We start from the raw sequence: 26,275 nt of genomic DNA on the forward strand, positions 1-26,275 counted from the left end.
GCTCAGTGCCGTCGGGCCGGCCCGAGCACGGGGTCGTACAGGTGGTGGCAGTCGTTCACCGTGACCACGATGCGGCCCTCCGCGCCGCTCACCCCGGGCCGGGCCCGCAGCATCGACACCGACGTGTTCTCCACCGTGACGAAGAAGGAGCGCTCGAGGCCGAGCAGGTCGGCCAGGTACGCGTTGATCACGCCTCCGTGGGCCACGATGGCCACCCGCTGGCCCGGGTGGGCGTCGGCGATCTCGTCGACGGCGTTGCGCACCCGGTGCCGCAGGGCGTCGTCGCCCTCCGAGCCGGGCACGCGGTCCCACCGGCCCGACCGGGCGAACTCCAGCCAGTCGGGGTCGCGGACCGCGGCGCGGCGCCGGAACTCGCCCTCGGCCCAGTCGCCGAGCAGCACCTCCTGCAGGTCGTCGACGCGCACCACCTCGAGGCCGCGGGGCGCCGCCAGGTGGCGGGCCGTGTCGACGGCCCGCTTCAGGTGGGAGGCGTAGACCGCGTCGAGGGTCACGTCGGCGAGCCGCCGGGCCAGCCGTTCGGCCTGGATCACCCCTTCGCCGGCCAGTGGCGGGTCGCCGGCCTCGCGGGTGCCGGGCACCACGTCGGCCGAGCGGCCGTGGCGGATGAGGAGCAGCTCGGTGGGGTAGTCCTCGGAGGCGAGCACCCCGGGCTGGGGCACGGCCTCCGTGCTCTGGAAGCGGGTGTCGGGCACGGGGGAACGGTAGCGGCGGCCGGCGGGTGCCCCGGCCGGGGCGCGCCGTGAGCGGCCCCGTCGTGGGCCCGAGCAGGGGTGCGCTGGTGCCCGGGGTCCCTGTGGGGTCGGTGGCGCTCCACGACGGCTTCTGGGCGCCGCGCCGCAGGGCGCTCGCCGAGGTGGGGCTGCCCAGCCTGCTGGCCCGGCTCGACGAGCACGGGGTGCTCGACGCCTTCCGTCGGCTGGCGGGTGCCGACGTCGCCCGGCGAGGCCTGTGGTTCACCGATTCCGACCTCTACAAGTGGATGGAGGCGGCCGCGTGGGCAGGGCGCCTCGACCTGCTCGACCCGGTCGTCGAGCTGGTGGCCGCAGCGCAGCAGCCCGACGGCTACCTGAACACGTGGTACGTGGGCGACCGGGCCGCCTCGCGCTACGGCGACCTCGCAGGGTCGCACGAGCTGTACTGCGCCGGGCACCTGTTCGAGGCGGCCGTCGCCCACCACCGGGTCACCGCAGACCCCCGGTTGCTCGACGTGGCCGTCCGGCTGGCCGACCACCTGGTGCGCGAGTTCGGCCCCGGCGGACGGCCGGGGGTCGACGGCCACCCGGAGGTGGAGCTGGCCCTGGTGGAGCTGGCGCGCGAGACCGGCGACGATCGGTACGTGGCGCTGGCCGCGAGCTTCTGCGAGCGCGCCGGCGGGCTGGAGCTGGGCGAGCTGTGGGGCCACGCCGTGCGCATGCTCTACCTGGCGACGGGGATCGCCGACGTGGCCGCCGAGACCGGCGACGAGCGCTTCGCGGCGGCCGCCGACCGGCTGTGGGCGTCGCTCGTCGGGACCCGCAGCTACGTCACCGGAGGGGTGGGTGGCCGCTGGCTCGGCGAGGCCGTCGGCCGCCCCTACGAGCTGCCGGCCGAGGCCGCGTACGCCGAGAGCTGCGCCGCCGTGGCCGCGGCCCGCTGGGCCTGGCGCCGCCTGGTCGTCACCGGCGACGTGCGGGCCGCCGACCACCTCGAGACCGTGCTGCACAACGCCGTGGCCGCGGCCGTGTCGTTGGGCGGCGACGAGTGGTTCTACGCCAACGCCCTGGCCAGCGCGGCCGAGGGCGAGGCCGACCCGTGGGCCTCTCCCTACGACTTCCAGGCCCGGGCGATGCTCGAGTGGCACCCGCCCCACCGGCGCGGGTGGTTCGACGTGACGTGCTGCCCGCCCAACGTGAGCCGGCTCCTCGCGTCGCTCCCGGGCATGCTGTACGGCCAGGCCGGGGACGACCTGTGGGTGCACCTCTGGGTGGCGTCCAGCGTGGAGCACGGGGGCTGGTCGGTGCGGGTCGACGGTGGCCTGCCGTGGCAGGGCCACGCCCGCCTCACGGTGCAGCGGGCGCCGGAGGGCGAGGCCGCCCTGCGGCTTCGGATGCCGGGGTGGTGCACGGATCCGTCGGTGCGCGCCGCCGGTGCCCCAGTGGCCGTGGACGGCCCCGGCCACGTCGAGGTTCGGCGCCGGTGGGCAGCAGGCGACGAGGTCGAGATCGACCTGCCCCTGGAGCCGACCCTGCTCGCCGCGCACCCGCGCGTGGCCGACGCACGCGGGGCCGTGGCCCTGCGGCGCGGGCCGCTCGTGTACTGCTTCGAGCAGGTGGACAACCCCGGCGTGGCGTTGCTGGAGGCGGCGATCGACCCCGCCGTCGCGTTCACCGCCGAGCACGACCCGGGTCTCCTGGGCGGCGTCACCGTGCTCAGCGGGGCCGGCTGGTCGCCCGATCCGGACCACCGCCTCTACCGCCCGCACTCGTCCGGCGCCGGTGCCGGCGCCGGACCGGGCCGGACGCCGGTGCGGCTGCGCGCCGTGCCCTACGCGGTGTGGGCCAACCGCGGCGTGGGACCGATGGCCGTCTGGCTGGCCTGCCCCTGACCCTCTCGGCTCCGGCCGACCCGACCCCAGGAGGACCCCGTGAGCGACCTGCTCTACGACACCGACGGCCACGTGGCCGTGCTCACCCTGAACCGCCCCGACCGGCTCAACGCCATCTCCGGCGCCATGCTCGCCGAGCTGTCGGAGCGCCTCGTCGAGGCCGACCGCGACCGGGCCGTGCGGGCGATCGTGCTCACCGGTGCGGGCCGGGGCTTCTGCGCCGGGCTCGACCTGAAGGACCAGTCGTCGGGGCAGGGGCTCACCGTGGGAGCGGCGGTGAACGAGCTCGAGCTGCGCACCGCACCGCCGGTGGTCCTGCACGAGGTCGACACCCCGACGATCTGCGCCCTCAACGGTGGAGCCGCGGGCTACGGCATGGACCTCGCGCTCGGCTGCGACATCAGGCTCGCGGCCGACACCGCCAAGCTGGCCGCGGCGTTCTGCCGGCGTGGGATCCTGCCCGAGAGCGGCGGCACGTGGCTCCTGCCGAGGCTGGTCGGGTGGTCGAAGGCGGCCGAGATCATCTTCACCGGCCGCACGCTGGGCGCGACGGAGTGCCTCGACCTCGGGCTGGTGTCGGCGGTGGTGCCGGGTGAGGAGCTGATGGACCGGGCGATGGCCCTGGCCGCCGAGGTCGCGGCGTCGGCGCCGCTGGCCGTTCGGGCCTCGAAGCGCATGATGCGCGCGGCCCAGGAGGAGGCCTTCGCCAACCACGTCCAGCACGTCTTCCTGGAGCTGCTTCCCCTCTTCCGCTCCGCTGACTTCCGGGAGGGCATGGCCGCCTTCCTCGAGAAGCGGCCGGCCGAGTTCACGGGCCGCTAGGCGGGCACGATGGGCGACGTGGGGCTCCTGGAGGGCATCGCCACCACCCGGGCCATCCGCCGGTTCCTCCCGGATCCCATCCCGGACGCCGACCTGGCGGCCATGCTCTTCGCGGCGACGCGAGCGCCGTCGGGGTCCAACCGCCAGCCGTTCCGCTTCGTGGTGCTGCGCGACGGCCCGCGCGCCCGCGAGGCCAAGACGATCCTCGGCTCGGCGTTCCGCGCCGCGTGGGCCGCCAAGGCCGTGGCCGACGGCTACGGCGAGGGCAGCGGGGTCGATCCCGCGTCGCCCAAGGCCCGGGCCGCCCGGGCCATGCAGGAGTTCGTCGACCGCTTCGAGGAGACGCCCGTCGTGGTGCTGGCCTGCCTCGTCCGCCACCGCGCCCCGAACCCGCTCGAGGGCGCCTCCGTGTACCCCGCGTGCCAGAACCTCCTCCTCGCGGCGCGCGCCCTCGGGTACGGGGGCGTCATGACCATGTGGCACGGCCTGGTCGAGGCCGAGCTCCGTGACCTCCTGGCGATCCCCGACGGCGTGGGCATCGCGGCCACCATCCCGCTCGGGAGGCCAGTTGGCGGGCACGGGCCGGTGCGCCGCCGGCCGCTCGCCGAGCTGGTCTTCGACGACGCGTGGGGCGACGTGGCCGCGTGGGCCGTCGACCCGCCGGGCACGCGCTTCACGTCGGCCGGTCCGCCGTCAGGGTGAGCGGGGTGGTGGCCGTGCGGTGCGGGCCCGGTTGTGGGGGCCGCACAGGAGCCGGCCGTTGGCCTGGGTGGTGGGCCCGCCGGCCTCCCAGGGCACGATGTGGTCGACCTGGCATCGGCCGGCGGGCACGTCGCAGCCCGAGGGGTGCTGGCAGTGGCGGTCGCGCACCTGGATCACCCGGCGCAGGGCCCCGGTGAAGAACCGCTCGCGGACGCTGACCGACAGGGCCCGCTGGGCCGAGTCGAACACGATCGACTCGATGTCGGCCCGCTCCAGCAGGGGCAGGAACTGCGCTCGGGTGAGCACCGTGCCGTCGTCGAGCTCGCACAGGTGCCCGACCGCGTCGTCCAGGCCGACCACCACCGTGACCAGCGGCTCGGGCCGGCGCCCACCAGCGGGCGCGCTGCGGGACCGCTCGGCCATGCGCACCAGCGCCGCGGCCCGCCGCTGGGCCGGCGTGCGGGCCAGCTCGCCCGGCCCCACCTCGTCGCGGCCCAACCGGGCGCGGGCCTCGGCCACGTCGTCGGCGTACAGCTCGTCCTCCAGGCGCTGCAGCTCGCCCTGCACCGCGGTGCCCCACACCCGCGTCCAGCCGACCCCGCACGTCGAAGCTGCCCTGGAAGGTGCGCACCACCGACAGGTACACGTCGGCGGCCGAACGGTCGGCGTCGGCGTCGGCACCGTCGGGGTCGGCCTGCTGACGCCAGTACGCCACCGCCCGCAGGAAGTCCCGCAACGACAGCCCCTCGGCCTGGCCGACCAGCACCGCCTCGTCGCGCACGAACGCCTGGTGGGTGCGGGGCCCGTCGAGGCCGGCCAGCACGTCGACGTGATCGGGGCCGATCACCCCGGCCGCCAGCGCCGACGCCACCCGAGGCATCTCCCCCAACCGGCGGGCCCGACGAAGGCGGGCCCGGCCCTCCCGGCGACAGGTGGGCGTCGCGGGCCAGCCGGGCCCCGGCCGCACGCGACCCGTCGCCGGCCCACACCCCCCGGGAATCCCAGCGGGCCACCAACCCCGCGCTCACGCCCTCCAGGCGGCTGTGGCGCACCTGCAGCCCCACCACCAGATCGTCGAGCTCGCCGTCGGCCAGCTCGTCGGCATCCACCACCGCCAGGATCAGGGCCGCCTCGTCCAGGCGGTCGAACGCCAGCCGCACCTCATCAGCGACGCCACCCGACCCCCCGCCCGGCCCGCCACCCGACCCCCCGCCCGGCCCGCCGTCGAGGCCGTGCACCAGGTGGCGAACCCGCTCGCGCAACCGCCCGAGCACCCGCCCGAGCACCTGCTCGGCCGCCCGCTCCGGCGCCTGGCCCACTCCGACCGCCATGCCGTCAGCCTACCACACCCGATCGAACGTGTGTTCGTGATACCCGTCACACTAGGGCCCTTCGGGCTCGTCGCCGGGGGCGTCGCGGGGGGCGGCTGCCTTGCGGAGGCGGTCGCAGACGGCCGCGCCGATGCCCACCTCGGCCGGCGGCACGGCCACGACGACGTCGGCGCCGAGGCGATCCGCCAGCCGGAGGTGGGCGTACAGGGCGCGGGCGTAGCCCTCGGCGTCACCGACGGGTGGGAGGGCCACGGCTGTCGGTGGGAGGGCGACGGCGGCCTCGGACAGGACGGCGACGTGGTGCCCGGCCTCGAGCAGGGCGGTCACCCGGGCCGCCACGTCGGCCGCCGCGACGAGCTCCACCCTGGCCGCCGGCGCGTAGTGGGAGGGGAGCATGCCGGGCGCTCGGCTCTCGCCGCCGGCCGCCAACGCCACCGGCCGGCCGAGCACCGCTTCGAGGGCGTCGACGGGGATGCCACCCGGGCGCAGCACCGTCGGCGTCGGGCCGGTGAGGTCGACGATGGTCGACTCCACCCCCACGGTGCACGGTCCGCCGTCGAGGATGAGGTCGACCGCGGGGCCGAGATCGGCGGCCACGTCGGCCGCGGTGGTGGGGCTCACCCGCCCGAAGCGGTTCGCCGACGGCGCCGCCACCCCACCGCCGAAGCGCCGCAGCATCGCCAGCGCAAGGGGTTGCGCGGGCACCCGCAGGCCGACGGTCTCCCGGCCTCCGGTCACCTCGTCGGGCACCAGGGCAGCCCGGTGCAGGACCAGGGTGAGGGGACCCGGCCAGCAGGCGTCCGCCAGGTGGCGGGCGTCGCGGGGCACGTCCACGGCCCAGGTGTCGACGAGGCCGGCGTCGCCGAGGTGGACGATCAGCGGGTGGCTGGGTGGGCGGCCCTTGGCCGCGAAGATGCGGCGGACCGCGGCGGGGCTCGACGCGTCGGCACCCAGGCCGTACACGGTCTCGGTGGGGAAGGCGACCAGGCCGCCGCCTCGCAGCGCGGCCACCGCCCGCTCGACGGCCGCGTCGAGCACGGGGTCGAGAGGCGGCTCGGTGGTGGCCACGTTCGCGTCGCCGGGTCCGGCCGGGACGGTCAGGCCGGAACGGCCCCGAGGAACCCGAGGGCCGCGTCGATGAACCCGAACGCCTCCGGGGTGGCGAAGTGGTCGACGCGCGGCAGGGTGACGAGGCGGGCGTCGGGGAGCGCGGCCACGAGGGGGCCGGCCGGGCCGGCGAAGTCGCGCTCGCCCAGCACCACCAGCACGGGGCACGTCACCACGGCCAGCGCCGCTGGATCCAGGGGGCCGACCGGACGGCGCAGGCAGGCGGCGAGGGCGGCCGGGTCGTTGCCGGGTGCGCCGGCGTACTGCGCGAACAGGCGGGCCAGCTGGGGGTCGCCGGCGTCGCCCCCGCCCTCGACGGCGCGCGCGACCGGCTCGACGTCGACGTCCTGGAAGAGGTTGTCGCCGACCCCGGCCACCACCAGCCGCTCGAACCGCTCGGGGAGCGACGTCGCCACCTCGAGCAGGGTGCGGGCGCCGAGGGAGAAGCCGATGGCGTCCACCTTGCCCTCGGCGGGCAGGGCGGCGCGCACGCGCGCGCCCAGGTCGACGTACGCCGCGGGGTCGTGGGGGCGGGGCGCGCTGCCGTGGCCCAGCAGGTCGACCCCGATCACCCGGCGCCCGGCGTCGACGAGCAGCGCGTCCCAGCCGGGGCCCTGCCAGGTGGTGGCGAACGAGCCGCCGAAGCCGTGGACGAGGACGACCGGGGGATCGGGCACGAGGAGGGAGCGTACGCGTAGCGTGCCGCCGTGGCCGACGAGCTGCGCGTGACCCGCACCTGCCGGATCCCCCTCGACGAGCTGGTGTGGCGCTTCTCGGCCAGCGGGGGTCCGGGCGGCCAGCACGCCAACACCGCCAACACCCGCGCCGAGGTGGTGTTCGACGTGGCCCGATCGGGCTCGCTCGGCCCCCGCCAGCGGGCCCGGCTCCTCGAGCGGCTGGGCCCCGAGGTCCGCGTGGTCGCGTCCGACACCCGCTCGCAGGCCCGCAACCGCGACCTCGCGCTCGAGCGGCTGCGCTCGCGTCTGGAGGTGGCCCTGCGCGAGCAGCGCCGGCGGGTCGCCACCACCCCGTCGCCGGCGGCCGAGCGCCGCCGCCTCGAGGAGAAGCGCCGCCAGGGCCGACGGAAGGCGGCTCGCCGCCGGCCCTCGCCCGACGTCGACGAGTAGGCGGTCCTACTCGACGGCGCGGAGGCGGCCGGCCGGGGCCTCGTCGACGCGCCGGATCCGGCGGATCTCGGTGGTCCGGAAGCTGGCGATCCGCTCGCTCCACGCGTCGACCACGGTCCGGCCCGGACCGGTGCGGAAGAAGGTGGTGAGCGGCCCCTCCTGGCGGTAGGTGTCGGCCTCGTCGATCCGCTCGGCCGACTCGTCGAGCAGCAGCACCTCGAAGGACATGCCCGCACGGTACGGATGCCTCCCTGTGGGCATCCAGGGGAACAACCCTGTGTCTTTCGCGTCCTGTCCACAGGCGCCCGTAGACTCGGCGGGTCCCGCCCGCGACGGCCCGGAGATCACGTGAAGCTCACCGGAGAGCGGCCCATCGAGGGCCAGACGCCCGACTCGCTGCTCGGCCTGCACGCCGCCGGCTACCGCCAGGTGCTCGAGCGGATCGGGCCCGGCCGGTTCCTCGACGTGGGCTGCGGGCTCGGGGACGGCACGGCCGGCTTCCTGGGCGGTGGCCGCGCCGTGGTCGGCATCGACTACGACCCGGCAACGGCGGCGGCGGCCCGCACCACCTACGGCCCGCGGGGCCTCCAGACCGCCTGCTGCGACGGCGCGCGCATCGGGCTGCGAACCGGCGCCTTCGACTGGGTGTGCTCCTCGCACCTGATCGAGCACTTCGAGCGGCCCGAGGGCCACGTGGCCGAGGTCAGCCGGGTGCTCGCGCCGGGTGGCGCCGCCTTCTTCCTCACGCCCAACGCGCCGGCCGACTTCGAGAACCCCTACCACGTCCACCTGTTCGAGCCCGACGGGCTGCGCGCCATGCTCGGGCGCTCCTTCGACGACGTGCAGGTGATCGGCCTCGACGGCAGCGCAGCGGTGAAGGCCGACTTCGAGCAGCGCCGCCGGGCCGGCCGACGGCTCCTCGCCCTCGACGTGTTCGACCTGCGCCATCGGCTGCCCCGCCGGTACTACGTGGCCCTGCACGCCACGGCCCGCCGGGTGGCGTACCGGCTGCTGTCGGGCTCGATGTCGGGTGGGACCTCGGGGATCACCGCCGACGACTTCACGACCACCGAGGTCATCACCCCCACCACCGAGGTGCTGCTCGGGGTGGCGCGCTCGCCCCGTCGCTGACCGCCGCTTGCCGTCAGGGGCACGTCGAGGCGGCCGGGGCGCCCGCGAACCGCTCGGCCAGCCAGGGGAGCAGATCGCCCTGCACAGCGACGCCGTGCCCCTCGCCCGGCTTCAGGCGAACGTCGACGGCGGTGCCGTTGGCGCACAGGCGCTGGGCCATGGCGGCGACCGTGTCGGGGTACACGATCACGTCGTCGGTGCCCTGGATCACCAGCACCGGCGCCGGGATCGGACGGTTGCCCACCTGGCTCTCGGTGAAGCGGGCCGGCCAGCCGGGGGCGGTGGCCGGCGGCTGCTTGAGCACCTCGGCCGTCGGGCGGTCGTAGACGGCCAGCACGCGGTCGAGGCACGTCTGCTCCAGGAGCGGGAGGTCGGAGACGGCGGCGGGCGTGAGGACGTCGCCGATGCGCAGGTCGTCGTAGGCGTGGTGGAAGGCGTAGGCGATGGTGACGAGCACCCCGAACTGCTCCGGCCACCCCTCGGCCCGGGCCGCGAACGACCCCACGTCGCTCACCGGCGCGGCGGCGGCCACCCCCCGCAGGTCGAGCTCGGGAGCGTAGGCGGGGGCCAGCTCCCCGCCGAACAGCGCGGCGTGGCCGCCCTGGGAGAAGCCCCACAGGGCCACGGGCGACGTGGGCGACGCGCCGCTGCCGGCCACACGCTGGGCCGCCCGGGCGGCGTCGAGCACGCTCCGGCCCTCGCTGTCGCCCACCAGGTACAGGTGCGGGGAGGTCGTGCCGAGCCCCTCGTAGTCGGAGGCCGCCACCACGTAGCCGGCCTCGACCAGGGGCTCGAGGAGGGTGATGCTGTCGGTGCCGTCGACCGAGGGTGCGCACCGGTCGGCCGTGCCCTGCGTGGGGTGGCCCCAGCTCACCACCGGGAAGCCGCCGGGCGGCGGCTCCCGGTCGGGCGCGACCACCATCCCGGTGACCGCGATGTCGGCGCCGTCGAGCCCCGTGGAGTGGTACACGACCCTCCACGCCCTGGCCCCGTCGGGCGCGTCGATCGGCTCGGCGGAGATGACGTCGCCGGGTGCGCCGGGGCTCGCGGGCACTGCCGACACCGGTGCGACCTCCCGCTCGTCCCCGCCGCAGGCCGCAGCGACCAGCGCGAGGGCGACGAACCCGGCTCTCAGCGCGGCGCGCACGGCGGAGTTCCTAGTCGCGGGCGGCGCGATCGCGGTGGCGGGGGCGTGACGGGGCGCACGGGGGTCTGATCGGCAGGAGGGAGCCCGCAGCGAGGTGCCTTGCCCCGCGGGGTGCGACTGCGGCAGGGTTTCCCCTCGTGCGAGCACCGCGCGCCCTGCGCGCCGCCCGAGCCCGCTTCCTGCTGCCCGTCCTGCTCGTCGCGACGGGGGCCCTGGTCGCCGCGGCGGCGGCAGGGGCGTCGACGGTCCCCGATCCGGCTGACGCGGTGCTGGCCGCGACCACCTCGGCCGCAGCCCGCGGCTCGCTGCCCTCGTCGTTCCCGGCGGTGACGACCTCGACGACGTCCACCACCCTCCCGCTCCCGCCCGGCGGTCGCCGGCCCACCGCCGACGACCCCCTGCGCGTCATCGTCACCGGCGACTCCGTCGCCTACGACCTGGCCGAGCCCCTCCTGTGGGCCCTGAACAACGGTGGCCAGGCCCGGGCCGAGTTCGTCCTGAACCCGAGCATCGCCCGTGACGCGACCATCCAGGTGCTGTGGCAGCGCCGGCTCGACGAGAGCGATCCCGAGCTGATCGTGCTGCTGGTGGGCACCTGGGAGAACATGGTGGTGGGGGGCGAGGGCACCCGCCAGGGCCTGTCACCCCTCGATCCCGGTTGGCAGCCGGTCTACACGTCGCAGGTGCTCGAGCCCTGGATGCGGCTGATCACCAGCCGGGGTGCCGACGTGGCGTGGGTGGGCATGCCTGCGGTCTCGGACTGGTTGCGCAGCGTGCAGTTCGCGGTCCTCAACCGTGCCTACCGCGACCTGGAGCCGGCCTGGCCCGAGCTGACGTACCTCGACGGTGCCGCCGCGCTGGCGGGCCCGGACGGTGGCTACACCGATCTCGGCCTGGACGAGGGCGGGCGCCTCGTGCGCTGGCGCAACCTCGACGGGCTCCACCTGTGCGTCGACGGCTCGGCCCGCCTGGCCGCGCCCGTGCTGGCGTGGATCGCCGAGCAGTGGGGCATCCGGCTGGCGCCGGGCTGGCCGCGGGGCGACTGGCGGGTCGATCCGCCCTACCCGCCCGAGGAGTGCCCACCGCCCCTCGGCTGAACGGGCTGTCGGGGCGGCCCGTCAGCCGGCGACGGGAGGGGCCTCGCCGCCGAGCGCCTCGGCCACGGTCTCGGCGGTCGCGGCGGTGTCGACGTCGACGGTCCAGTTGGCCCCGACGGCCAGCGTGCCGTCGGACGCGCCGACCAGGTCCTCCACGATGCTGGGGTCGAGCCAGACGGTCAGCTGCGCGAACTCGCCCTCGATGGTGCAGATGCTGACCTCCTTCTCGGCGTCGCGCAGGCCTTCGTACTCGAGCTCGCAGGCGATGCCATCGGCCACCAGGGCGTCGCGCATCTCGGCGATGGTGGCGTAGGTGGTGAGACCCGACAGGTCGGCGCCGCCGGACGCGCCGCCGTCGGTGCTCGTGGTGCCCTCGGCGGCGGTGCCGGCCGAGCCGCCGTCGTCGTCGTCACCGCCGCAGGCGGCGAACACGAGGGCGGCGGCGAGCAGGACCAGGGCGAGGCGCTTCATGCCGGGGATCGTGGCACCCCGCCGGTCCTGCCGCCAGGCGGCCTACGGCTCGCAGGCGACGGGACGGGGCGGGTCGGGGAGCAGGCCGGGGATCACCGAGCTGAGGTGGTCGGCGCCCTGCGCGTTGAGGTGGTGCGTGTCGGCGAACGAGGTGGGGTCGCGCACCACCTCGCGACCGTCGACCACGGTGGCGCCGGTCTCCCGGCCGACCTGCTCCACTGCGGCCACGAAGGCGTCGTGGTCGGCCGAGCCCTCGGGATGCAGCGCGACGTAGTCGTCGGTGACGGGCAGCAGCAGGAGCACCACCTGCACGCCCTCGTCCTGCAGCGTCGTCACCGTGCGGTGGAGGGCACGCACCTGGCGCCCCCCGACGGCGAAGTCGTTGAGCAGCTCGGAGCGCACGAACTGCTGCACGCCGGGGCTGCCGGTGTAGGTCTGGTCGCGCCGCGAGAGGCCCTCGCCCAGGGGGCCGAGGATGCCGGGGATGCCCTCCGGCCCGTCGCGGGGCTCGCGCTGCTGGCGCCGGAGGCGCCCCAGGGCCCCCCACACGACCCCGGGGTCACGCAGCTCGGTGCGGTAGCGCACCAGGTCCGACCACCGGAGGAACGGCGCCTGCAGCCGACCCCACACGTCCGAGCGCGACTGTGGGGCCTCCTCGTAGCCGGCCAGCGCGGCCCGGCCGATCGACGCGTTGTCGTTGAGGTCGAAGCTGGACAGCCCGATCACGACGGTGTCGGGGTGCAGGCGGGGCACCACCTGGTCGGTCACCCACCGCTCGAGCAGGGCGGGGGTGGCGGCGTCGAGGGCGGCGTTGTAGGCCGGGCGCCGGGCGGGGTCGGCCGCGGTGAACACCTCGGGCACCAGCGCGTCGCGGGTCATCGAGTTGCCCACGAACACCACCGGCACGCAACCGCCCCCCGAGGCAAGCTCGTCCATCTGGCTCGCCTTCACGGCGGTGGCCCGGTCGTGCCAGAGGGGTGGCTCGGGCAGGTAGGGGGCGAGCACCCTCGCCGCCCCCTCGGCGAGCAGGAGCCCGAGGGCCACGACGCCGAGCGTGATCAGCAGGCCGCGGCGCATCAGAACTGGAAGTAGATGAACGGCACGGGCGTGCCGCCCGCGAACACGACGATGGGGACGATCAGCGCGACCGCGGCTGCGCCCCGCCACGCCGGCGACAGCGCGGCGATGGGCGCGTCGTCCTCGCTGGCCCGGGTGGCCAGGTCGAGCACCAGGGCGGCGGCGGCGGCGAACACCAGCAGGGCCACGGTGTCGACGTCGACCGGCCCCCCGAAGCGGGTGAGGATCGCCTGCAGGATCTCACCGGCCTGCGCGAACGACGCGGCCCGGAAGAACACCCAGGCCAGGCACGTGAGGTTGAAGGTCACGAGGATCTTGAGCAGGGTGGGCACCCGCCGCATGGGATGGCGGTGCCGGGCCGTCCCGGCGTCGGCGGCGACGCGCTCGGCCACGAGGTACGCGCCGTTGATCCCGCCCCACGCCACGAACGTCCACGACGCGCCGTGCCAGAGCCCGCCGATGAGCATGACGGCCATGAGGTTGACGTACGAGCGGAGCCTGCCGCGGCGGTTCCCCCCGAGCGGCACGTAGAGGTAGTCGCGCAGCCACGTCGACAGCGAGATGTGCCAGGTGCGCCAGAACTCGGTGATGCTCCGCGAGAGGTAGGGCTCCCGGAAGTTCACCATCAGCTCGATGCCGAGCAGGCGCGACGAGCCGCGCGCGATGTCGGAGTACCCCGAGAAGTCGCCGTAGATCTGCAGCGCGAAGGCGTACACGCCCACCAGGGCGGTGAAGCCGCTGGCGGTCCCGGCCGAGCCGAAGGCCTGGTTCACCAGCGGGGCCATGACGTCGGCGATGGCCACCTTCTTGAACAGCCCGACCAGGATCAGGGTGATGCCGGAGGTCAGCTGCTCGCCGTCGGGGAAGCGTCGTTCGTGGGTGATCTGGGGGAGCAGCCGGCTGGCCCGCTCGATGGGGCCGGCCACCAGCTGCGGGAAGAAGGCGACGAAGGTGGCGTAGTCGAGCAGGTTGCGGGTCGGCTCGAGCTCCCGGCGGTACACGTCGATGGCGTACGACATGGACTGGAACGTGTAGAAGCTGATCCCCACGGGCAGCACGATCGACAGCACGGGCTCACCCACGTCGAACCCGAGGCGCGCGAAGAGGGCGGCCCCGCTCTCCACGAAGAAGCCGAAGTACTTGAAGAACCCGAGGATCACGAGGTTCGCGGTCATCGACGCCGCGAGCCACCCCCGCCGGGTCCGCTCGTCCTCGGTCGCCCTGATCTTGAGGCCGACGGCGTAGTCGATCGCCGTGGAGATCATGAGCAGGCTGAGGAAGCGCCAGTCCCACGCGCCGTAGAACAGGTACGAGGCGGCGAGCAGCAGCAGGTTCTGCCAGCGGTGCCGCAGCTGCCAGTAGACGGCGAAGACGACGCCGAGCAGCACGAAGTACTGGATCGAGTTGAAGCTCACCGCTCGGCGCCTGCCGGCGCGAGCCGCAGGCGGCCGGCCATCGCGTCGACCGCGAGGAACGCCACCGCCAGCAGGCCGAGCAGGTGGGTGCGCTCGAAGTTCTTCGGCCAGATGAAGTCGGCCGGGTACTGGTGGCGGTACTGCTGGACGAGCACGTACAGCGCGGCGAGGGCGAGGGCACCCACCGCCGCAACGCGCACGGCGACCCGGCCCCACCGGGTGGTGAGGGCGGCCACGGCGCCACCGGCCACGAGCACGCCGGCCAGCGGCCCGATCAGCAGCGCGGCCAGCAGCCCCGCGGTGACCCCGGCGACGGCCACCGTGCGGGTGGGCGGGGGCGCTCCCCCGGCATCGAGGGGGTCGACGGGCTCCGGCCGCTCGGGCGGCTGCTCGTCGACCGGGCGGCGGCGCCGACCGCCCACGACGAGCAGGACGATGCAGGCCCCCACGGCGACCGCCGACCCGGCCAGCCCGAACCTCACGATCCCCTGGGGGGCCCAGCGCAGGTGGATGACGGCGTCGGCGCCCACCGTGGCCGGATCGACCCGCCACCCGTTGGCGAAGCCGTCGACCAGCCGGGGGTCGCCGAGCGACCCGCCGCCGTCCACGGTCGCCTGCCACCCCGCGTTGAAGCTCTGGCCGAGCACCAGCCAGTAGGGGTCGTCGGCGCCCGTGACCCGAACGGTTGTGGCCGTGCGCCCCTCGTCGACCAGCTCGACGGTCGGCCCGGCGGGCACGGGCGGCGCCGGCGAGACGGCCGGCCGCCCACCCGCTTCGGAGGCCAGCACCAGGCGGTCGATGTCGACGCCGATGCCGGTGTCCCGGCCCTGGGCGGTGCGGAGCAGGTGGCTGCCGGCGTCGAGCCGCACGGGGCCGCCGTCTGGGTCGCAGGTGGTCGCGGCGAGGCCGTCCCGGGCCACCGCGTCCGCGGTCGTGCCGGTGATCCGCACCGGCACCGGCTCGCCGTCGATCGTGAGGAGGTCGTCGCGGCACGTGCCCGGCAGCTCTGCCGGGAGCGCCGGCATCCGTACGCCGTCGAGGCCGAGCTCGACGATGCCCACCGGCAGGGTGACGGGCAGGCCCGAGTACCAGTCGATCGACGTCACCGGGCGGACGGCATCGACCGTGAACCGCAGCGTCGAGCCGCTGACCGCCGGGAAGGTCACCGGCACCTCGGTCACCGAGCCGGGCTCGCCGTCGGTCACCGGGGGCAGCTCGACCGTGCCGGCCGGCCGGCCGTCGACCTCGAGGCCCAGGCGGGTCGGGACCGAGTGCCGGCCGTCGGCCAGGAGGGACAGGTCGAGGCCGTCCAGGGTGATCGGCGAGGGGAGCTCGACCTCGATCCAGCCGCCCTCCTGCGGGCCCAGCGCCGGCATCCACGCGGTGGCGGGGTCGGCATCGAGGGCGGACGCGGCGCGGGCCCCGAGGTCGCCGGGGAGCCGGCCCGACGACGAGGCCGTCACCCCGCCTGCGTCGGCACCGGGCACGCCGAGGAGCGCGTCGACGTCCTCGTCGGGGACGAGCGCAGACAGCCGCGCCGTGCCCGTGAGGTGGAACGAGCGGCCGACGGGCAGCTCGAGGAGCCGGATCAGGCTGCGCTCCTCGTCGTCGCGAACCGGCTCGCGGGGGTCGGAGCGCTGGCGGGCGAGCAGGTACGTGAGGCGGTGCCCGATCGACGAGGCCCCCGCGGCGTCGAGCAACGACGTGGGGGGGCGGACCACCTCGGTGAGCCGGAGGTCGCCGATGCCCACCTCGGCGAAGCCGACCCCGCTCACGCCGTCGTAGCGGGGACGCCGGCCGATGTCGGTCTCTCGGATCTCGATGTCGAGGGTGGTGAAGGTGCGGGGCGGGAAGGTCACCACCTGTCCCGGCTCGCCACGGGACTCGGGGCCGAGGGCGGCGCTGACCGGGTCGCCGCCGTCGAACCGGAGCCGGACCTCGGTGATCCAACGGTTCTGCAGCGGTCCGAGCGCCTGAAGGAGCGCGACGCGGTCGGTGGTCACCGGCTGGTCGAGCACGATCTGGAGGCGCTCGCCGGTGACGTCGTCGAACGCCCCGACCTTCCACGCGGTGGTGACGTCGCCGTCGAGGGCGCCGATGGCCCGGTCGCCGGCGGTGAACGTGACGGGGTTGCCGTACGCGGTGGCCGACACCGTGGCCCCGCCGCGCTGGAGGGCGACGGTGGCGTCGTCGTCGCCGGCACCGGGGAACAGGTCGAGGCGGTTGTCGCTCGGGTCGTCGCGCAAGGGCGCCTCGCCGGGCCGCTCGGTGTAGCCGGTGTTCTCCCGGACCGTGCCCCACCGCCGCCCGCGGGCACGGTTCGAGTCGGTGACCAGCAGGTCGGCACCGTCGTCGAGGGCCTGCTGGATCTGGTCGGGCCGGCCGGCCATCGACGCCGCGTACAGCACCACCTGGTCGGGGTCGAGGAGCCCGGCGGCCGCCGCCTCGACCAGGCCCTCGCCGTCGCCGGCGAGCACCAGGGGGCGCTCGGCCGACGTGGTGCGCACGATCGGCCGGGGATCGGTGACGGGCAGGGCGGCGACCGGGGAGGAGTGGGGCAGGTCGGCCGGCGCGCCCAGCGCGATCTCGTCGACGAGGGGGAGCGCCGGGACCGGTGTGTTGGCGACCGGGTCGCCGAAGCCCACCGGCTCCTCGAAGCCGGGCGCGCCCCGCAGCTGCTGCCACAGCAGGTCGGGCCGGGGCGTGCGGTAGCGCTCGAACTGCAGGTCGTTGCGCAGCACGACGTCGCCGACCCCCATGATCCGGGCGATGGGGGCGAGCGACGCGGGCTCGAACACCCCCTCCTGCATCCGCCGGTCGATGGCGTTCAGCAGGTCGGCCGAGGCCGGCGAGCCCCACGGGATGAGCTCGCGGGCCACGTAGGGCCGGTCCATCAGGCCGGGTGTCACGGGGTCGACGGTGTTGCCCCAGCGGTACGAGGCGAAGTCGCTGCCCGGCAGCTCCCACACCCGGGTGCCGTCGCCTCGGGCGTCGAGCCAGGCGGCGGCCTCGGGCCAGTGCGCGGGCAGCTCCTCGGGGCGGTCGAGGTTGCGGTCGACCACCTGGCCGAGCCACAACGGGGGCAGGTTCACGGCCACCAGCAGGCACACGCCGACGCCGGCCACGGTGCCCGCCCGGGGGAGGCGCCGCCCCACCGCGGCCACCCCGGCGCCCAGCAGCACCGAGGTGCCGAGGGCCAGGAGGGGGACCGCCCGGGGCGTGCTGCGGAAGGCCAGGCCGGCGTCGAGCTGGGTGAACGCGTTGAACAGGGCGCCCAGCGGCGAGGGATCGCCGTAAGGGTGCGCCCCCACGGCCACGAACGTGCCGACCACCACCAGCGCCACGAAGAAGGGGCGGTGGCGCCACCGCGTCAGCACGGCGGCGGCGAAGGCGAGCAGGGGGAGCAGGTAGCTCACGGCGAGCAGCGCCAGCCGCTCGGTGTAGGCCGCGCTCGGCTGGATCCAGGGGCCCAGCTTGTCGTTGCCGTAGAAGAACCAGTACCCGAGGCCGCGGAGCAGCTCGGGCGCCAGCGCCGCGTCGGCGACCACCTCGTAGGTCTCCGTGTACCGCAGGATCGGGATGCCGTAGCTGCCCTGCAGCAGCAGGCCCGCGATCCACCACAGCGACACGCCCACGGTGAGCACGCCGATGCGGGCGGCCGCGGCCAGGGCCCGGCCCAGGCTCACCTCGCGGTCGACCCACACCGCGAACACCAGCCAGAGCAGCGGTCCGATCCCGGCCAGGAGCAGGGCGGTGGCGTTGACGCTCCCGACGCACAGCACCACCAGCGCGAACAGTGCGGGCCATCGCCAGCCGCCCTGGCGCACCGAGCGGATGGTGAGCGCGATCAGCCAGGGCAGGGCGGCCCAGGGCAGCAGGATCACCGAGATCCGCGACGCGTAGTGGAGGACGTACGGGCTGAGCTGGTAGGCGAGCGCGGCGACCAGCACCCCGCCGCCCTCCCAGCGCAGGGTGCGCAGCAGGAACAGCACGCCCGCGCCCGCCGCGAACAGCACGGTGCCGAGCCACAGCCGCTGGGCGACCCAGTCGGGGAGGCCCAGCGTGTCGAGGAGCCAGTAGAACGGCCCCATCGGGAACAGGTAGCCGATCGTCTGGTGGCTCACGGTCCCCAGCCCGATGTTCGGGTCCCACAGCGAGGCGGCCCGGCCCAGCAGCCGGCCTGGGTCGAGGTACAGGTACGTCTTGGTGTCGGCCCCCACCCGCCCGGGGCGGGTCAGCAGCAGCGGGACGTAGGCGACCGCCGCCAGGAGGAGGGTGGGAGCGGCTCGCCGGAGCCGGCTCCGCGCGGGCGTCATGCGCCGACGCGGCCCCGCAGCCGGTGCAGGCGGTTGCGTCCGGCCTCGTCGGCCAGGGCCTCGAGGGTGCCGAGGGCGGTGGCCTCCCACGTGAGCGTGGCCGCCCGGGCGAGGGCCGCCGCACCGAGGCGCTCCCGCAGGGCCCGGTCGGCGACGATCCGCTCGATGGCGCCGGCCAGCTCCGCCTCGTCGTCGACGAGCAGGCCGGTGGAGCGGTCGACCACGGCGTCCTCGTGCCCCGAGATGCGGGTGGCCACCGCGGGCGTGCCGCAGGCCGCCGCCTCGGTGAGGGTCATGCCCCACCCCTCCCGCAGGGAGGTGCTGGCGACGACCCAGGCCCGCCGGTACAGGTCGACCAGGCCGGCGTCGTCGACCCGCCCGACCAGCCGGACCCACCCCTCGGCACCGAGGTCGGCGACGAGGTGCTCGAGGGCGTGCCGCTCGTAGCCCTCGCCGACGATCTCGAGCTCGAGGTCGGGGATGTGCGCCCGGGCGTCGGCGACGGCGCGGATCAGGAGGTCGAACCGCTTCACCGGCACCAGGCGGCCGACGGCGGCCACCAGCGGCCGGGCCGAGCGCTCGCCCCCGGGCGTGAAGCGGGGGTCGATGCCGGGGGGGACCACGGTGACCCGATCGGGCCGGAGCCCGAGGTCGTGCACCAGCTCGCGGCGCGACGACTCGGACAGGGTCACGATGCGCGACCGCTGGTAGAGAGGCGGTGCCAGGCGGCGCTCGAGCAGCTCCCCGGCGCGGGCCAGGTTGGGGGGCAGCGCCATGCGCCACATCTCGGCGTGGACGTGGTGCAGGAACACGATGCGGGGCCCGGGGCACCACAGGGGGGAGAAGAACGGCATCCCGTTCCAGATCTCCACCAGCCCGTCGCGGGGGCCGCTGCGGCCCGAGAGCTCCGAGAGCACGGCGCGGGGGAACACCAGGTAGCGGCCGGCCTTGCGCACCACGCGGTAGCCGTCGCGCTCGATCACGGCGGGGTGTCCCTGCGCGAACGAGGAGCGCATCGACACCTCGATGCCGGCCTGGGCCCACAGGCGGGCGACGGTGGCCGCGTGCACCTCGGAACCCCCGGCCTCGACGTCGTCGAGGTCGCGCCAGGCGAGGATGTGGATCCGCCGCAGGCCGGCTGCGGCCGCGACGTCGCCCAGCTTGGCGATGGCGCCCTCCGACACGGGAGGCTCGATGGGCTCGCGCACGAAGGAGAGAGCATAGGGCACCGGCCCCAGCCCCTCCCAGCAGGGCGGCGGCCCCGGTGCGGGCATCCGGGCTGGACGGCAGGCCCCGGCGCGCACCCCGGGGGGCCTCGACCGCGGGGCTACCATCAGCGGTCGTGCGGCGACGCCTGCGGACCTTCCCCGCCCGCCTGGCCGTGGTGGCCGTCGCGGCGCTGCTGGTGCGGTTCGCCGTGGTCCTGCTGGCCCAGCGGCACCTCGAGCTGGGGTTCAGCGACAACTTCTACTACCACTGGCAGGGACGGGCCCTGGCCGACGGGTTGTGGTTCGCCAACCCGTTCGCGTGGCGTGCCACCGGCGAGCTGGTGCCCACCGCCGGCTGGCCCCCCGCCTACCCGGTCTTCCTCGGGGTCGTGTCCGCCCTGGGCGGCACCTCGGTGCTGGCCCACCGCCTGGCCTCGGCCCTCCTCGGTGTGCTGGGGGTGGTCCTGCTCGGGCTGGTCGGCCGCAAGGTGGCCGGTGACCGGGCCGGCCTCGTCGCCGCGGCGCTCGCGGCCGTGTACCCGGTGCTGTGGGTGAACGACGGCATGCTCCTCAACGAGTCGCTCTACGTGCCCATGCTCGCCCTGGTGCTCCTGGCGGCCTACGAGGCGAGAGAGCGGCCCGACGCGCGCCGGGCGCTCGTGCTCGGGGCGATCATCGCGCTCGCGGCCCTCACCCGCGCCGAGGCCCTGGCGCTGTTCGGGCTGCTCGCGCTGCCCCTGTTCCTCCTGGTCCGGACCCTCCCCTGGGGCCGGCGGCTGGCGCTGGTGGCCCTCACCGGTGCGGCCGGGCTCGCGGTGCTGGCGCCGTGGGTGATCTACAACAACGCCCGGTTCGACCGGCCCGTGCTGGTCACCAACGGCGCCGGGTTCGTGCTCGCCATCGCCAACTGCGACCGCACCTACGGCGGCGAGTTCCTCGGCTACTGGCACATCGACTGTGCCCTGGAGGACTGGCCCGAGGGCGACGAGTCGGTCGCCGAGCGCGCCGGGCGCCGGCAGGGCCTCACCTACGCCCGCGACCACGCGTCCCGTCTGCCCGTCGTGGTGGCGGCCCGGGTGGGCCGCCTCTGGGACGTGTTCCGTCCCGGCCAGGGGATCCGCTTCGACACCTTCTTCGAGCGCCGGGGGCTGTGGACCTCGCGGGCGGGGCTCGCCATGTACTACGTGCTGGTCCCCGTGGCCGGCTACGGCCTGTACGTGCTGCACCGGCGCGGGGTCACGATCGTGCCGTTCGTGGCCCTCCTGGCCGTCGCCACGTTGACCGCGGCGGTGAGCTTCGGGATCACCCGCTACCGGGTCCCCGGTGACGTGGCCCTCGTGGTGCTGGCCGGCGTGGGCGTGGACGCCTTCGTGCGGGCGCGGTCGAGCGCGCCCGCGGACGGGGACGAGCCGCCCGCCCGGGAGCCGGCGGTCGCCGGTATGGCACCGTGACCACCCTGCTCGACGCATCGGCCCCCAGCCCCGCGGCCTCGCGGCGCTCGGGCCCGGGCCGCCGCTTCTGGGTGGTCCTGGCGCTGCTGTTCGCGCTGGGCGTCGGGCTGCGGTGGTACGTCGTGCTCGAGGCTCGGCCCACGTGCCCGGTGCCGGAGGTGCAGACCGGTCGGGTGCCCGAACAGGTCGTGGCCGCGCCGGGAGTGAACCCCGACGACGGGCTGCAGGTGCCGCGCCTGCTCGAGGACGAGGGCCCCGACGGGTGCTTTCGCGTCTGGGGCGACGCGCTGTTCGGGTACCTGCAGGGCAACCTGATCGTCCGGGGCCACTGGTTCGTGAACCCGGCGGCCTTCCTGGCGTCGGTGACCGATCCCGGCTTCGCGACCTTCCCCGAGCCGTTCTACGAGCAGAGCGCGGGGAAGCCGCCGGTCTACCCCCTGTTCGTCGGCGCGGTCTCGGCGCTCGGTGGCGAGTCGGCCACCACCCAGCGCCTGGTCCTCTCGCTGGTGGGGGCGTGCGTCGCCCCGCTGCTCGGGCTGGTCGCGCTGCGCCTCGGCGGCCCTCGCGCCGGGCTGCTCGCCTGCGGGATCGGCGCGCTCTACCCGGTGCTGTGGGCGAACGACGGCATGCTCATGTCCGAGTCGCTGGTGGCCCCCCTCGCCGCCCTCGTGATCCTGCTCGGGTACCGGCTGTGGGACCGGCCCACCCTCCTGCGCGCCGGCATGCTGGGCGGCGCCATCGCCGTGCTCGCCCTCACCCGGGCCGAGACCGTCCTGCTGTATGCCTTCTCGGTGCTCCCGCTGGTGCTGCTGGGGCTGAAGCAGCTCGACTGGCGGCGGCGCGTCGCGCTGGTGGCCGTCACCGGCGCGGTGGGCGCGGCCGTGATGGCGCCGTGGGTCGGCTGGAACCTCGCCCGGTTCCGGGAACCGGTGCTGCTCACCTCCTCGACGGGGGCGGTGCTGTCGGCCGCCAGCTGCGACACCGCGTTCTACGGCGAGTACACCGGCTACTGGGCCACGTGCTTCACCGGGCCCTGGCCCGATCCCCTGGAGCTCGACGAGAGCGAGCGCGACGCCATCCCCCGCCGGCAGGCCATCGAGTACACCAGGGACCACCTCGCCCGTTTCCCCGTGGTCGTCGCCGCGCGGGTGGGGCGCCTCTGGAACGTCTACCGGCCGCTGCAGACCATCCGCTGGGACGCCGAGATCGAGGGCCGTGGGGTGTGGCCGACCCGCCTGGGTCTGGTCGCGTACTACGCGCTGCTCGCGCCCGCCGTCTACGGGCTGGTCGTGCTGCGTCGGCGCAGGCTCCCGCTCAGCCCGCTGCTCGGCATGGCGGCCGTGGTCACGATCGCCGCGGCCACCAGCTTCGGGATCCTCCGGTACCGCCTGCCCGCCGACGTCGCCCTGGTGGCCGCCGCCGCGGTCGGGATCGACGCGATCCTGCGCCGCCGATGGCCGGCGCGGACCGGGCCGGGCGAGGGGTCTTCGGCGTCTCCCGAGGCCGTGTCGCAGCGTGGGGAGGAACCAGTGGGCGTGCAGCCGTGACCGCCGACGACCTGCGGGCCAGCACCGAGCTGCTCGACGCGGAGCTGCCCGACCCGCGCTTCGCCGACGAGGCCTACCTGCGCTGGCTCTACGAGGAGAACCCCCACGGGACGGCCATCCAGCGCAGCATCGACGACGCAGGGGTGCGCGTCGCCCACTACGCGGTGATCCCGCAGGAGTACCGGGACGCCGACGGGTCCGTGCCCTGCGTGTTCTCGCTCAACGCCGTCGTCCGGTCGGGCACCCAGCGCAAGGGCTACTTCACCCAGATCGGCCTCGAGATCTACGAGGAGGCGGCGGCGCGCGGCTACCGCTTCGTGGTGGGCGTGGCCAACGACAAGTCGGTCGGGGCCGTCGTCAAGTACATGGGGTGGCGCCTGTGGGGGCCCCTGCCCGTGCGGGTCGTGGCGCCGCTCGGGACCCGGACGCGGGGCATCACGCACCACCCGGTCACGCCGGCTTTCCTCGGGTCGCCCGCCTTCGCCGCCTTCGCGGCCGACCTCGACAGCCTCCCCGCCACCCATCCCGCCAACCGCTGGACGCCCGAGTACCTGCGCTGGCGGCTCTCGTGCCCCCACACCAGCTACGTGGTGCACGCCTCTCCCGACCTGCTGGCCGTGAGCACCCGGTCGAAGGGCTTCGGGATCCCGGCCGCGGTGGTGCTCAAGCTGCTGCCCCGCGCCCGCCCGCCCGCCCGCTCGTCGACCCGGCAGATGATCGCCGCGATCTGCCGGCACCACCGCGCCCCCTACGCCGTGTACGCGGGGTTCAACGCCCACGTCGCGGTGCGCGGGGTCCGGCCGCCCCGGCGGCTGCAGCCGTCGCCGCTCAACCTGATCCTGCGGGGCCTGGCCGCCGACGTCGACCAGGACGCCCTGGCCCTCGACACCTTCGAGTTCCTCGACCTCGACGCCTACTGACCGTGCCTCAGTCCGGCGCCGCCATCACGTTCACCCTCGACCTCGAGGACCACCGCCCGTCGGCCGACGTGCCGGCCCGGTTCCCCGACGTCACCCGGCGGCTGCTCGACCACCTCGACCACCTCGGGGTGCGGGCGACCGTCTTCGTGGTGGGCGAGGTGGCCCAGGAGCAGCCGCGCCTGGTGCGCGACGTGGCGGCCCGCGGTCACGAGCTGGGGCTGCACGGCTGGCGCCACGTCCCGCTGACCACCCTCGACCCGGCCGAGCTCCGCGCCGACGCCGCCAGGGGGCGGGCGCTGCTCGAGGACCTGGCTGGCCGGCCGGTGCTCGGCTTCCGGGCGCCCACCTTCTCGCTGGTGCCAGGGTCGCGATGGGCCCCCGACGTGCTGCGCGAGGTGGGGTTCACGTACTCCTCCAGCGTGCTGGCGGCCCGCAACCCGCTGTTCGGCTGGCCCGGTGCCCCCCGAGTGCCGTTCACCTGGCCCAGCGGCCTGGTCGAGCTGCCGTGCCCGCTGCTGCGGGCCGGGCCGCTGGCCGTGCCCTTCCTGGGTGGCGTGTACCTGCGGGTGCTGCCGTGGGCGGTGGTGCGCGCCGGCCTGGCCTCGGGCTCGGCCGGCCCCACCCCGTGGATCTACTGCCACCCCTACGACTTCGACGCGGGCGAGCCCTACTGGGTGGTCCCCGACGCCGGCCGGCTCGGGAGCCGGCTGCTGTGGCTGAACCGGCGGGGCATGCTGACCAGGGTGGAGCGGCTGCTCGCCGGGCGGGCCGGGCCGCCGCTCGGGGAGCGGGTCGGGTCGGCCGCCGCCCCGCAGACCGCCTTCGGCCCGCAGGAGCGCCCGTGAGCACCGGAGAGTTCACCCAGCAGCAGATGCTCCACCGGCTCCCGCAGGCGCGGGTCGTCGATCGCATCCCCTACCTCTGCGCGCTGGCCAGGGGGCGGAGCACGGTGCACATCGGCTTCGTCGACGCCGGCTGTCGGAACGTGCAGGAGCAGGCGGGCACGTGGCTGCACGGGCACCTGGCCCGGGTCACCGACCGCCTGGTGGGGATCGACCTCGACGCCGACGGGGTCGCCGACGCCCGGTCCCGCGGCTTCGAGGCCCACACGGCCGACTGCCGCGACCCGGCGGCGCTCCGGGCCCTCGGGCTGGCGAAGGCCGAGGTGGTCCTGGCCGGGGAGGTGATCGAGCACCTCGACGACCCGGGGTCGTTCCTCGAGGGCGTCCACGAGCTGGTCGCCCCCGACGGGGTGCTGGTGCTCAGCACGCCCAACGCCTACGGCCTGCTCAACGTGGCCGCCTCGCTCGCCGGGTTCGAGGTGAACCACCCGGACCACGTCGTGATGTTCACGTGGCGCACGCTCACCGCGCTCCTCGCCCGCCACGGCTGGGACACCGTCGGCACGGCCACCTACGTGCCCGCCGTGAAGGAGCTGGCGGCACCGGGGGCGCGGGCCCGGGCCCTCGTCCTGGCCGCCCGGACCGTCCTGGGCCTCGAACGCCTGCTCGGCCGCCTGGGTGCCCCGTTCGGTGCCGACGGGCTGATCGTGGTCGCCCGGCCGGTGACCGGCCGCCCCCGCTGAGGGTTCCGCGGCCGGATCAGTCCGGTTCCCGGGCCATCTCGGACGCAGAACCCTTGGCGACGGCCGACATCGGCACGGACGCGGCGGCCTCGGCGTCCTCGGCGACGTCGCGCCGGGCCAGCTCGGTGCGCAGCAGGGCCAGCTCCTCGGCCAGCTTGCGAGACCGATCCTCGAGGCGCGACAGCTCCCAGCTGAAGTGCACGACGACCACGAACAGGAACGCGATGGCCACGAGCAGGAACATGGCCGGCGGGTAGGCGATCCCGACGGCCCGGGAGACGGGCTCGAGGAGCCACGGTGCGATGGCGAGCACCAGCAGTGCCATCCCCACCAGCAGCCACAGCATGGCGTACTTGGCCCGCATCTGGCGGTGGCGCACGAGGCGCAGGATGAACAGCAGCGTCAGGGCGGTGACGAGGATGACGAGCACGTGGGCGCGGTCGCTCATGAGGGGATCTCCTGCAGGCGGCGCCGGCGAGGGGCGCTCACGACGATGACGAGCAGCAACCGGACGTAGTGGTACGCCAGCCGGAAGCGCCTGGTCGAGGGCGCGCCGGCGTCGCGGCCCCGCATGTGCACGGGTACCTCGGCCACCCGGAACCCGGCCGAGCAGGCCAGCAGCAGGGCCTCCACGGATTCCATGTACTCGGACGGGTAGGTGCGGGCGAAGAACTCGAGCACGGGCCGGGAGAAGGCGCGGAAGCCCGAGCTGGTGTCGGTGAAGCTCTGGCCCGAGAACTGCTTCACCGCGAAGCGCAGCACGCCCATCGCCCGACGGCGGACCCGTCCGACGTCGTAGGTGGTCGGCTTGCCGGCGAAGCGGCTCCCGATGGCCATGTCGACGCCGCTGTCGAGGGACGCCAGCAGGCTGGCGATCTCGTGGGGATCGTGCTGGCCGTCGGCGTCGAACTGCACGCCCCGCTCGTAGCCCTGGTCGACGGCGTAGCGGAAGCCGGTGCGGAGGGCGCCGCCGATGCCGAGGTTGAAGGGCAGCTGGAGGACGGTGGCGCCGGCGGCACGGCCCACCGCGGCGGTGCGGTCGGCGGACCCGTCGTCGATCACGACGACGTCGAGGTCGGGCACGACCCGGGCGAGGTCGGCCAGCACGGCGGGAAGGGCCTCCTCCTCGTTCCACGCGGGGATGATCACCAGGGTGCGACCGGTGCCGCGGGGTGCCGGGGTGGCGGACGTGTCGGAGGGAGGCATGGCCCGACCA

General features: G+C 75.4%; 24 protein-coding genes. 11 read left to right on the forward strand and 13 right to left on the reverse strand.

From position 1 onward, the window contains the following. Positions 1-2: 2 nt before the first annotated feature. Positions 3-713: a histidine phosphatase family protein gene (locus IPM45_00755; GenBank protein MBK9178097.1), complete on the reverse strand. Its 711-nt coding sequence runs from the start codon at positions 711-713 to the stop codon at positions 3-5. Positions 714-799: 86 nt separating this feature from the next. On the opposite strand from IPM45_00755, the gene IPM45_00760 reads away from it, so the two are divergent. Genes IPM45_00760 through IPM45_00770 form a run of 3 tightly spaced genes read left to right on the forward strand, consistent with a single transcriptional unit; the run spans position 800 to position 4,129 of the window. Then, a complete protein-coding gene (locus tag IPM45_00760; protein MBK9178098.1) occupies positions 800-2,605 on the forward strand; it encodes a glycoside hydrolase family 127 protein in 1,806 nt (601 codons plus the stop codon). Between the two features lie 39 nt (positions 2,606-2,644). Then, positions 2,645-3,427, forward strand: a complete 783-nt coding sequence (locus IPM45_00765; protein MBK9178099.1) for an enoyl-CoA hydratase/isomerase family protein — start codon at positions 2,645-2,647, stop codon at positions 3,425-3,427. A gap of 9 nt (positions 3,428-3,436) precedes the next feature. Further along, positions 3,437-4,129 carry a nitroreductase family protein gene (locus tag IPM45_00770; protein ID MBK9178100.1) on the forward strand — a complete coding sequence of 231 codons (693 nt, stop codon included), beginning with the start codon at positions 3,437-3,439 and terminating at the stop codon, positions 4,127-4,129. Here the strand turns inward: IPM45_00770 and IPM45_00775 are convergent. The 3 genes from IPM45_00775 to IPM45_00785 all read right to left on the reverse strand — a co-directional run bounded on the left by IPM45_00775 (position 4,121) and on the right by IPM45_00785 (position 7,244). After that, the gene (locus IPM45_00775; protein MBK9178101.1) at positions 4,121-4,711 is read right to left on the reverse strand and encodes an HNH endonuclease; all 591 of its coding nucleotides are present in this window, start codon (positions 4,709-4,711) and stop codon (positions 4,121-4,123) included. The two genes, IPM45_00770 and IPM45_00775, sit on opposite strands and share 9 nt — an antisense overlap. Before the next feature lie 800 nt (positions 4,712-5,511). Then, the gene (locus IPM45_00780; GenBank protein MBK9178102.1) at positions 5,512-6,498 is read right to left on the reverse strand and encodes a threonylcarbamoyl-AMP synthase; all 987 of its coding nucleotides are present in this window, start codon (positions 6,496-6,498) and stop codon (positions 5,512-5,514) included. Between the two features lie 59 nt (positions 6,499-6,557). Continuing rightward, positions 6,558-7,244: an alpha/beta fold hydrolase gene (locus IPM45_00785; protein ID MBK9178103.1), complete on the reverse strand. Its 687-nt coding sequence runs from the start codon at positions 7,242-7,244 to the stop codon at positions 6,558-6,560. Positions 7,245-7,274: 30 nt separating this feature from the next. On the opposite strand from IPM45_00785, the gene arfB reads away from it, so the two are divergent. Next, on the forward strand, positions 7,275-7,694 hold the full coding sequence (arfB, locus tag IPM45_00790) for an aminoacyl-tRNA hydrolase (protein ID MBK9178104.1): 420 nt from the start codon (positions 7,275-7,277) through the stop codon (positions 7,692-7,694). Positions 7,695-7,700: 6 nt separating this feature from the next. Here arfB and IPM45_00795 read toward each other — a convergent pair whose 3' ends face one another. Beyond that, positions 7,701-7,922: a hypothetical protein gene (locus tag IPM45_00795; protein MBK9178105.1), complete on the reverse strand. Its 222-nt coding sequence runs from the start codon at positions 7,920-7,922 to the stop codon at positions 7,701-7,703. Between the two features lie 120 nt (positions 7,923-8,042). Here IPM45_00795 and IPM45_00800 point away from each other — a divergent pair, with 120 nt between their 5' ends. Next, positions 8,043-8,825, forward strand: a complete 783-nt coding sequence (locus IPM45_00800) for a class I SAM-dependent methyltransferase (GenBank protein ID MBK9178106.1) — start codon at positions 8,043-8,045, stop codon at positions 8,823-8,825. A gap of 13 nt (positions 8,826-8,838) precedes the next feature. Here the strand turns inward: IPM45_00800 and IPM45_00805 are convergent, their stop codons facing one another. After that, a complete protein-coding gene (locus IPM45_00805; protein ID MBK9178107.1) occupies positions 8,839-9,972 on the reverse strand; it encodes a prolyl oligopeptidase family serine peptidase in 1,134 nt (377 codons plus the stop codon). A 137-nt stretch (positions 9,973-10,109) separates the two neighbouring features. Between IPM45_00805 and IPM45_00810 the strand changes: the two genes are divergently transcribed. Continuing rightward, positions 10,110-11,069, forward strand: coding sequence for a hypothetical protein (locus IPM45_00810; GenBank protein MBK9178108.1), 960 nt, complete (start codon positions 10,110-10,112; stop codon positions 11,067-11,069). Between the two features lie 21 nt (positions 11,070-11,090). Here the strand turns inward: IPM45_00810 and IPM45_00815 are convergent, their stop codons facing one another. Genes IPM45_00815 through IPM45_00835 form a run of 5 tightly spaced genes read right to left on the reverse strand, consistent with a single transcriptional unit; the run spans position 11,091 to position 19,622 of the window. Continuing rightward, positions 11,091-11,540, reverse strand: coding sequence for a hypothetical protein (locus IPM45_00815; GenBank protein ID MBK9178109.1), 450 nt, complete (start codon positions 11,538-11,540; stop codon positions 11,091-11,093). Between the two features lie 42 nt (positions 11,541-11,582). Further along, complete coding sequence (locus IPM45_00820; protein ID MBK9178110.1) at positions 11,583-12,617, reverse strand: hypothetical protein; 1,035 nt, start codon at positions 12,615-12,617, stop codon at positions 11,583-11,585. Beyond that, complete coding sequence (locus IPM45_00825; GenBank protein MBK9178111.1) at positions 12,617-14,032, reverse strand: MBOAT family protein; 1,416 nt, start codon at positions 14,030-14,032, stop codon at positions 12,617-12,619. Before IPM45_00825 ends, IPM45_00820 begins: the two co-directional genes overlap by 1 nt. Next, complete coding sequence (locus IPM45_00830) at positions 14,029-18,348, reverse strand: DUF3367 domain-containing protein (GenBank protein MBK9178112.1); 4,320 nt, start codon at positions 18,346-18,348, stop codon at positions 14,029-14,031. Before IPM45_00830 ends, IPM45_00825 begins: the two co-directional genes overlap by 4 nt. After that, positions 18,345-19,622, reverse strand: coding sequence for a glycosyltransferase family 4 protein (locus IPM45_00835; protein MBK9178113.1), 1,278 nt, complete (start codon positions 19,620-19,622; stop codon positions 18,345-18,347). Before IPM45_00835 ends, IPM45_00830 begins: the two co-directional genes overlap by 4 nt. Before the next feature lie 68 nt (positions 19,623-19,690). On the opposite strand from IPM45_00835, the gene IPM45_00840 reads away from it, so the two are divergent. From IPM45_00840 to IPM45_00860, 5 genes are read left to right on the forward strand one after another with little or no spacing between them, the layout of a single operon-like run. Beyond that, a complete protein-coding gene (locus IPM45_00840; GenBank protein ID MBK9178114.1) occupies positions 19,691-21,007 on the forward strand; it encodes a glycosyltransferase family 39 protein in 1,317 nt (438 codons plus the stop codon). After that, the gene (locus IPM45_00845; GenBank protein ID MBK9178115.1) at positions 21,004-22,554 is read left to right on the forward strand and encodes a glycosyltransferase family 39 protein; all 1,551 of its coding nucleotides are present in this window, start codon (positions 21,004-21,006) and stop codon (positions 22,552-22,554) included. Before IPM45_00840 ends, IPM45_00845 begins: the two co-directional genes overlap by 4 nt. Further along, positions 22,551-23,474: a GNAT family N-acetyltransferase gene (locus tag IPM45_00850; GenBank protein MBK9178116.1), complete on the forward strand. Its 924-nt coding sequence runs from the start codon at positions 22,551-22,553 to the stop codon at positions 23,472-23,474. The genes IPM45_00845 and IPM45_00850 overlap by 4 nt, the downstream gene beginning before the upstream one ends. Positions 23,475-23,476: 2 nt before the next feature. Then, positions 23,477-24,319 (forward strand): polysaccharide deacetylase family protein, encoded by an 843-nt coding sequence (locus IPM45_00855; protein MBK9178117.1) that lies wholly within the window; start codon positions 23,477-23,479, stop codon positions 24,317-24,319. After that, entirely contained in the window at positions 24,316-25,059 is a 744-nt protein-coding gene (locus tag IPM45_00860; protein MBK9178118.1) for a class I SAM-dependent methyltransferase, read from the forward strand. Before IPM45_00855 ends, IPM45_00860 begins: the two co-directional genes overlap by 4 nt. A gap of 16 nt (positions 25,060-25,075) precedes the next feature. On the opposite strand, the gene IPM45_00865 is transcribed toward IPM45_00860, so the two are convergent. Continuing rightward, a complete protein-coding gene (locus IPM45_00865) occupies positions 25,076-25,507 on the reverse strand; it encodes a DUF2304 domain-containing protein (protein MBK9178119.1) in 432 nt (143 codons plus the stop codon). Beyond that, complete coding sequence (locus IPM45_00870; GenBank protein MBK9178120.1) at positions 25,504-26,265, reverse strand: glycosyltransferase family 2 protein; 762 nt, start codon at positions 26,263-26,265, stop codon at positions 25,504-25,506. Before IPM45_00870 ends, IPM45_00865 begins: the two co-directional genes overlap by 4 nt. Positions 26,266-26,275 lie beyond the last annotated feature (10 nt).

The organism is Acidimicrobiales bacterium, from assembly GCA_016716005.1.
In the GTDB taxonomy this organism is placed as follows: Bacteria; Actinomycetota; Acidimicrobiia; order Acidimicrobiales; family JADJXE01; genus JADJXE01.

Excerpts from the sequence above, each read along its gene's own strand:
- IPM45_00870 (MBK9178120.1), bottom strand. The coding sequence starts at position 26,265 with ATGCCTCCCTCCGACACGTCCGCCACCCCGGCACCCCGCGGCACCGGT.
- IPM45_00815 (MBK9178109.1), bottom strand. The coding sequence starts at position 11,540 with ATGAAGCGCCTCGCCCTGGTCCTGCTCGCCGCCGCCCTCGTGTTCGCC.
- IPM45_00820 (MBK9178110.1), bottom strand. The coding sequence starts at position 12,617 with ATGCGCCGCGGCCTGCTGATCACGCTCGGCGTCGTGGCCCTCGGGCTC.
- IPM45_00865 (MBK9178119.1), bottom strand. The coding sequence starts at position 25,507 with ATGAGCGACCGCGCCCACGTGCTCGTCATCCTCGTCACCGCCCTGACG.
- IPM45_00830 (MBK9178112.1), bottom strand. The coding sequence starts at position 18,348 with ATGACGCCCGCGCGGAGCCGGCTCCGGCGAGCCGCTCCCACCCTCCTC.
- IPM45_00835 (MBK9178113.1), bottom strand. The coding sequence starts at position 19,622 with ATGCCCGCACCGGGGCCGCCGCCCTGCTGGGAGGGGCTGGGGCCGGTG.
- IPM45_00795 (MBK9178105.1), bottom strand. The coding sequence starts at position 7,922 with ATGTCCTTCGAGGTGCTGCTGCTCGACGAGTCGGCCGAGCGGATCGAC.
- IPM45_00770 (MBK9178100.1), top strand. The coding sequence starts at position 3,437 with ATGGGCGACGTGGGGCTCCTGGAGGGCATCGCCACCACCCGGGCCATC.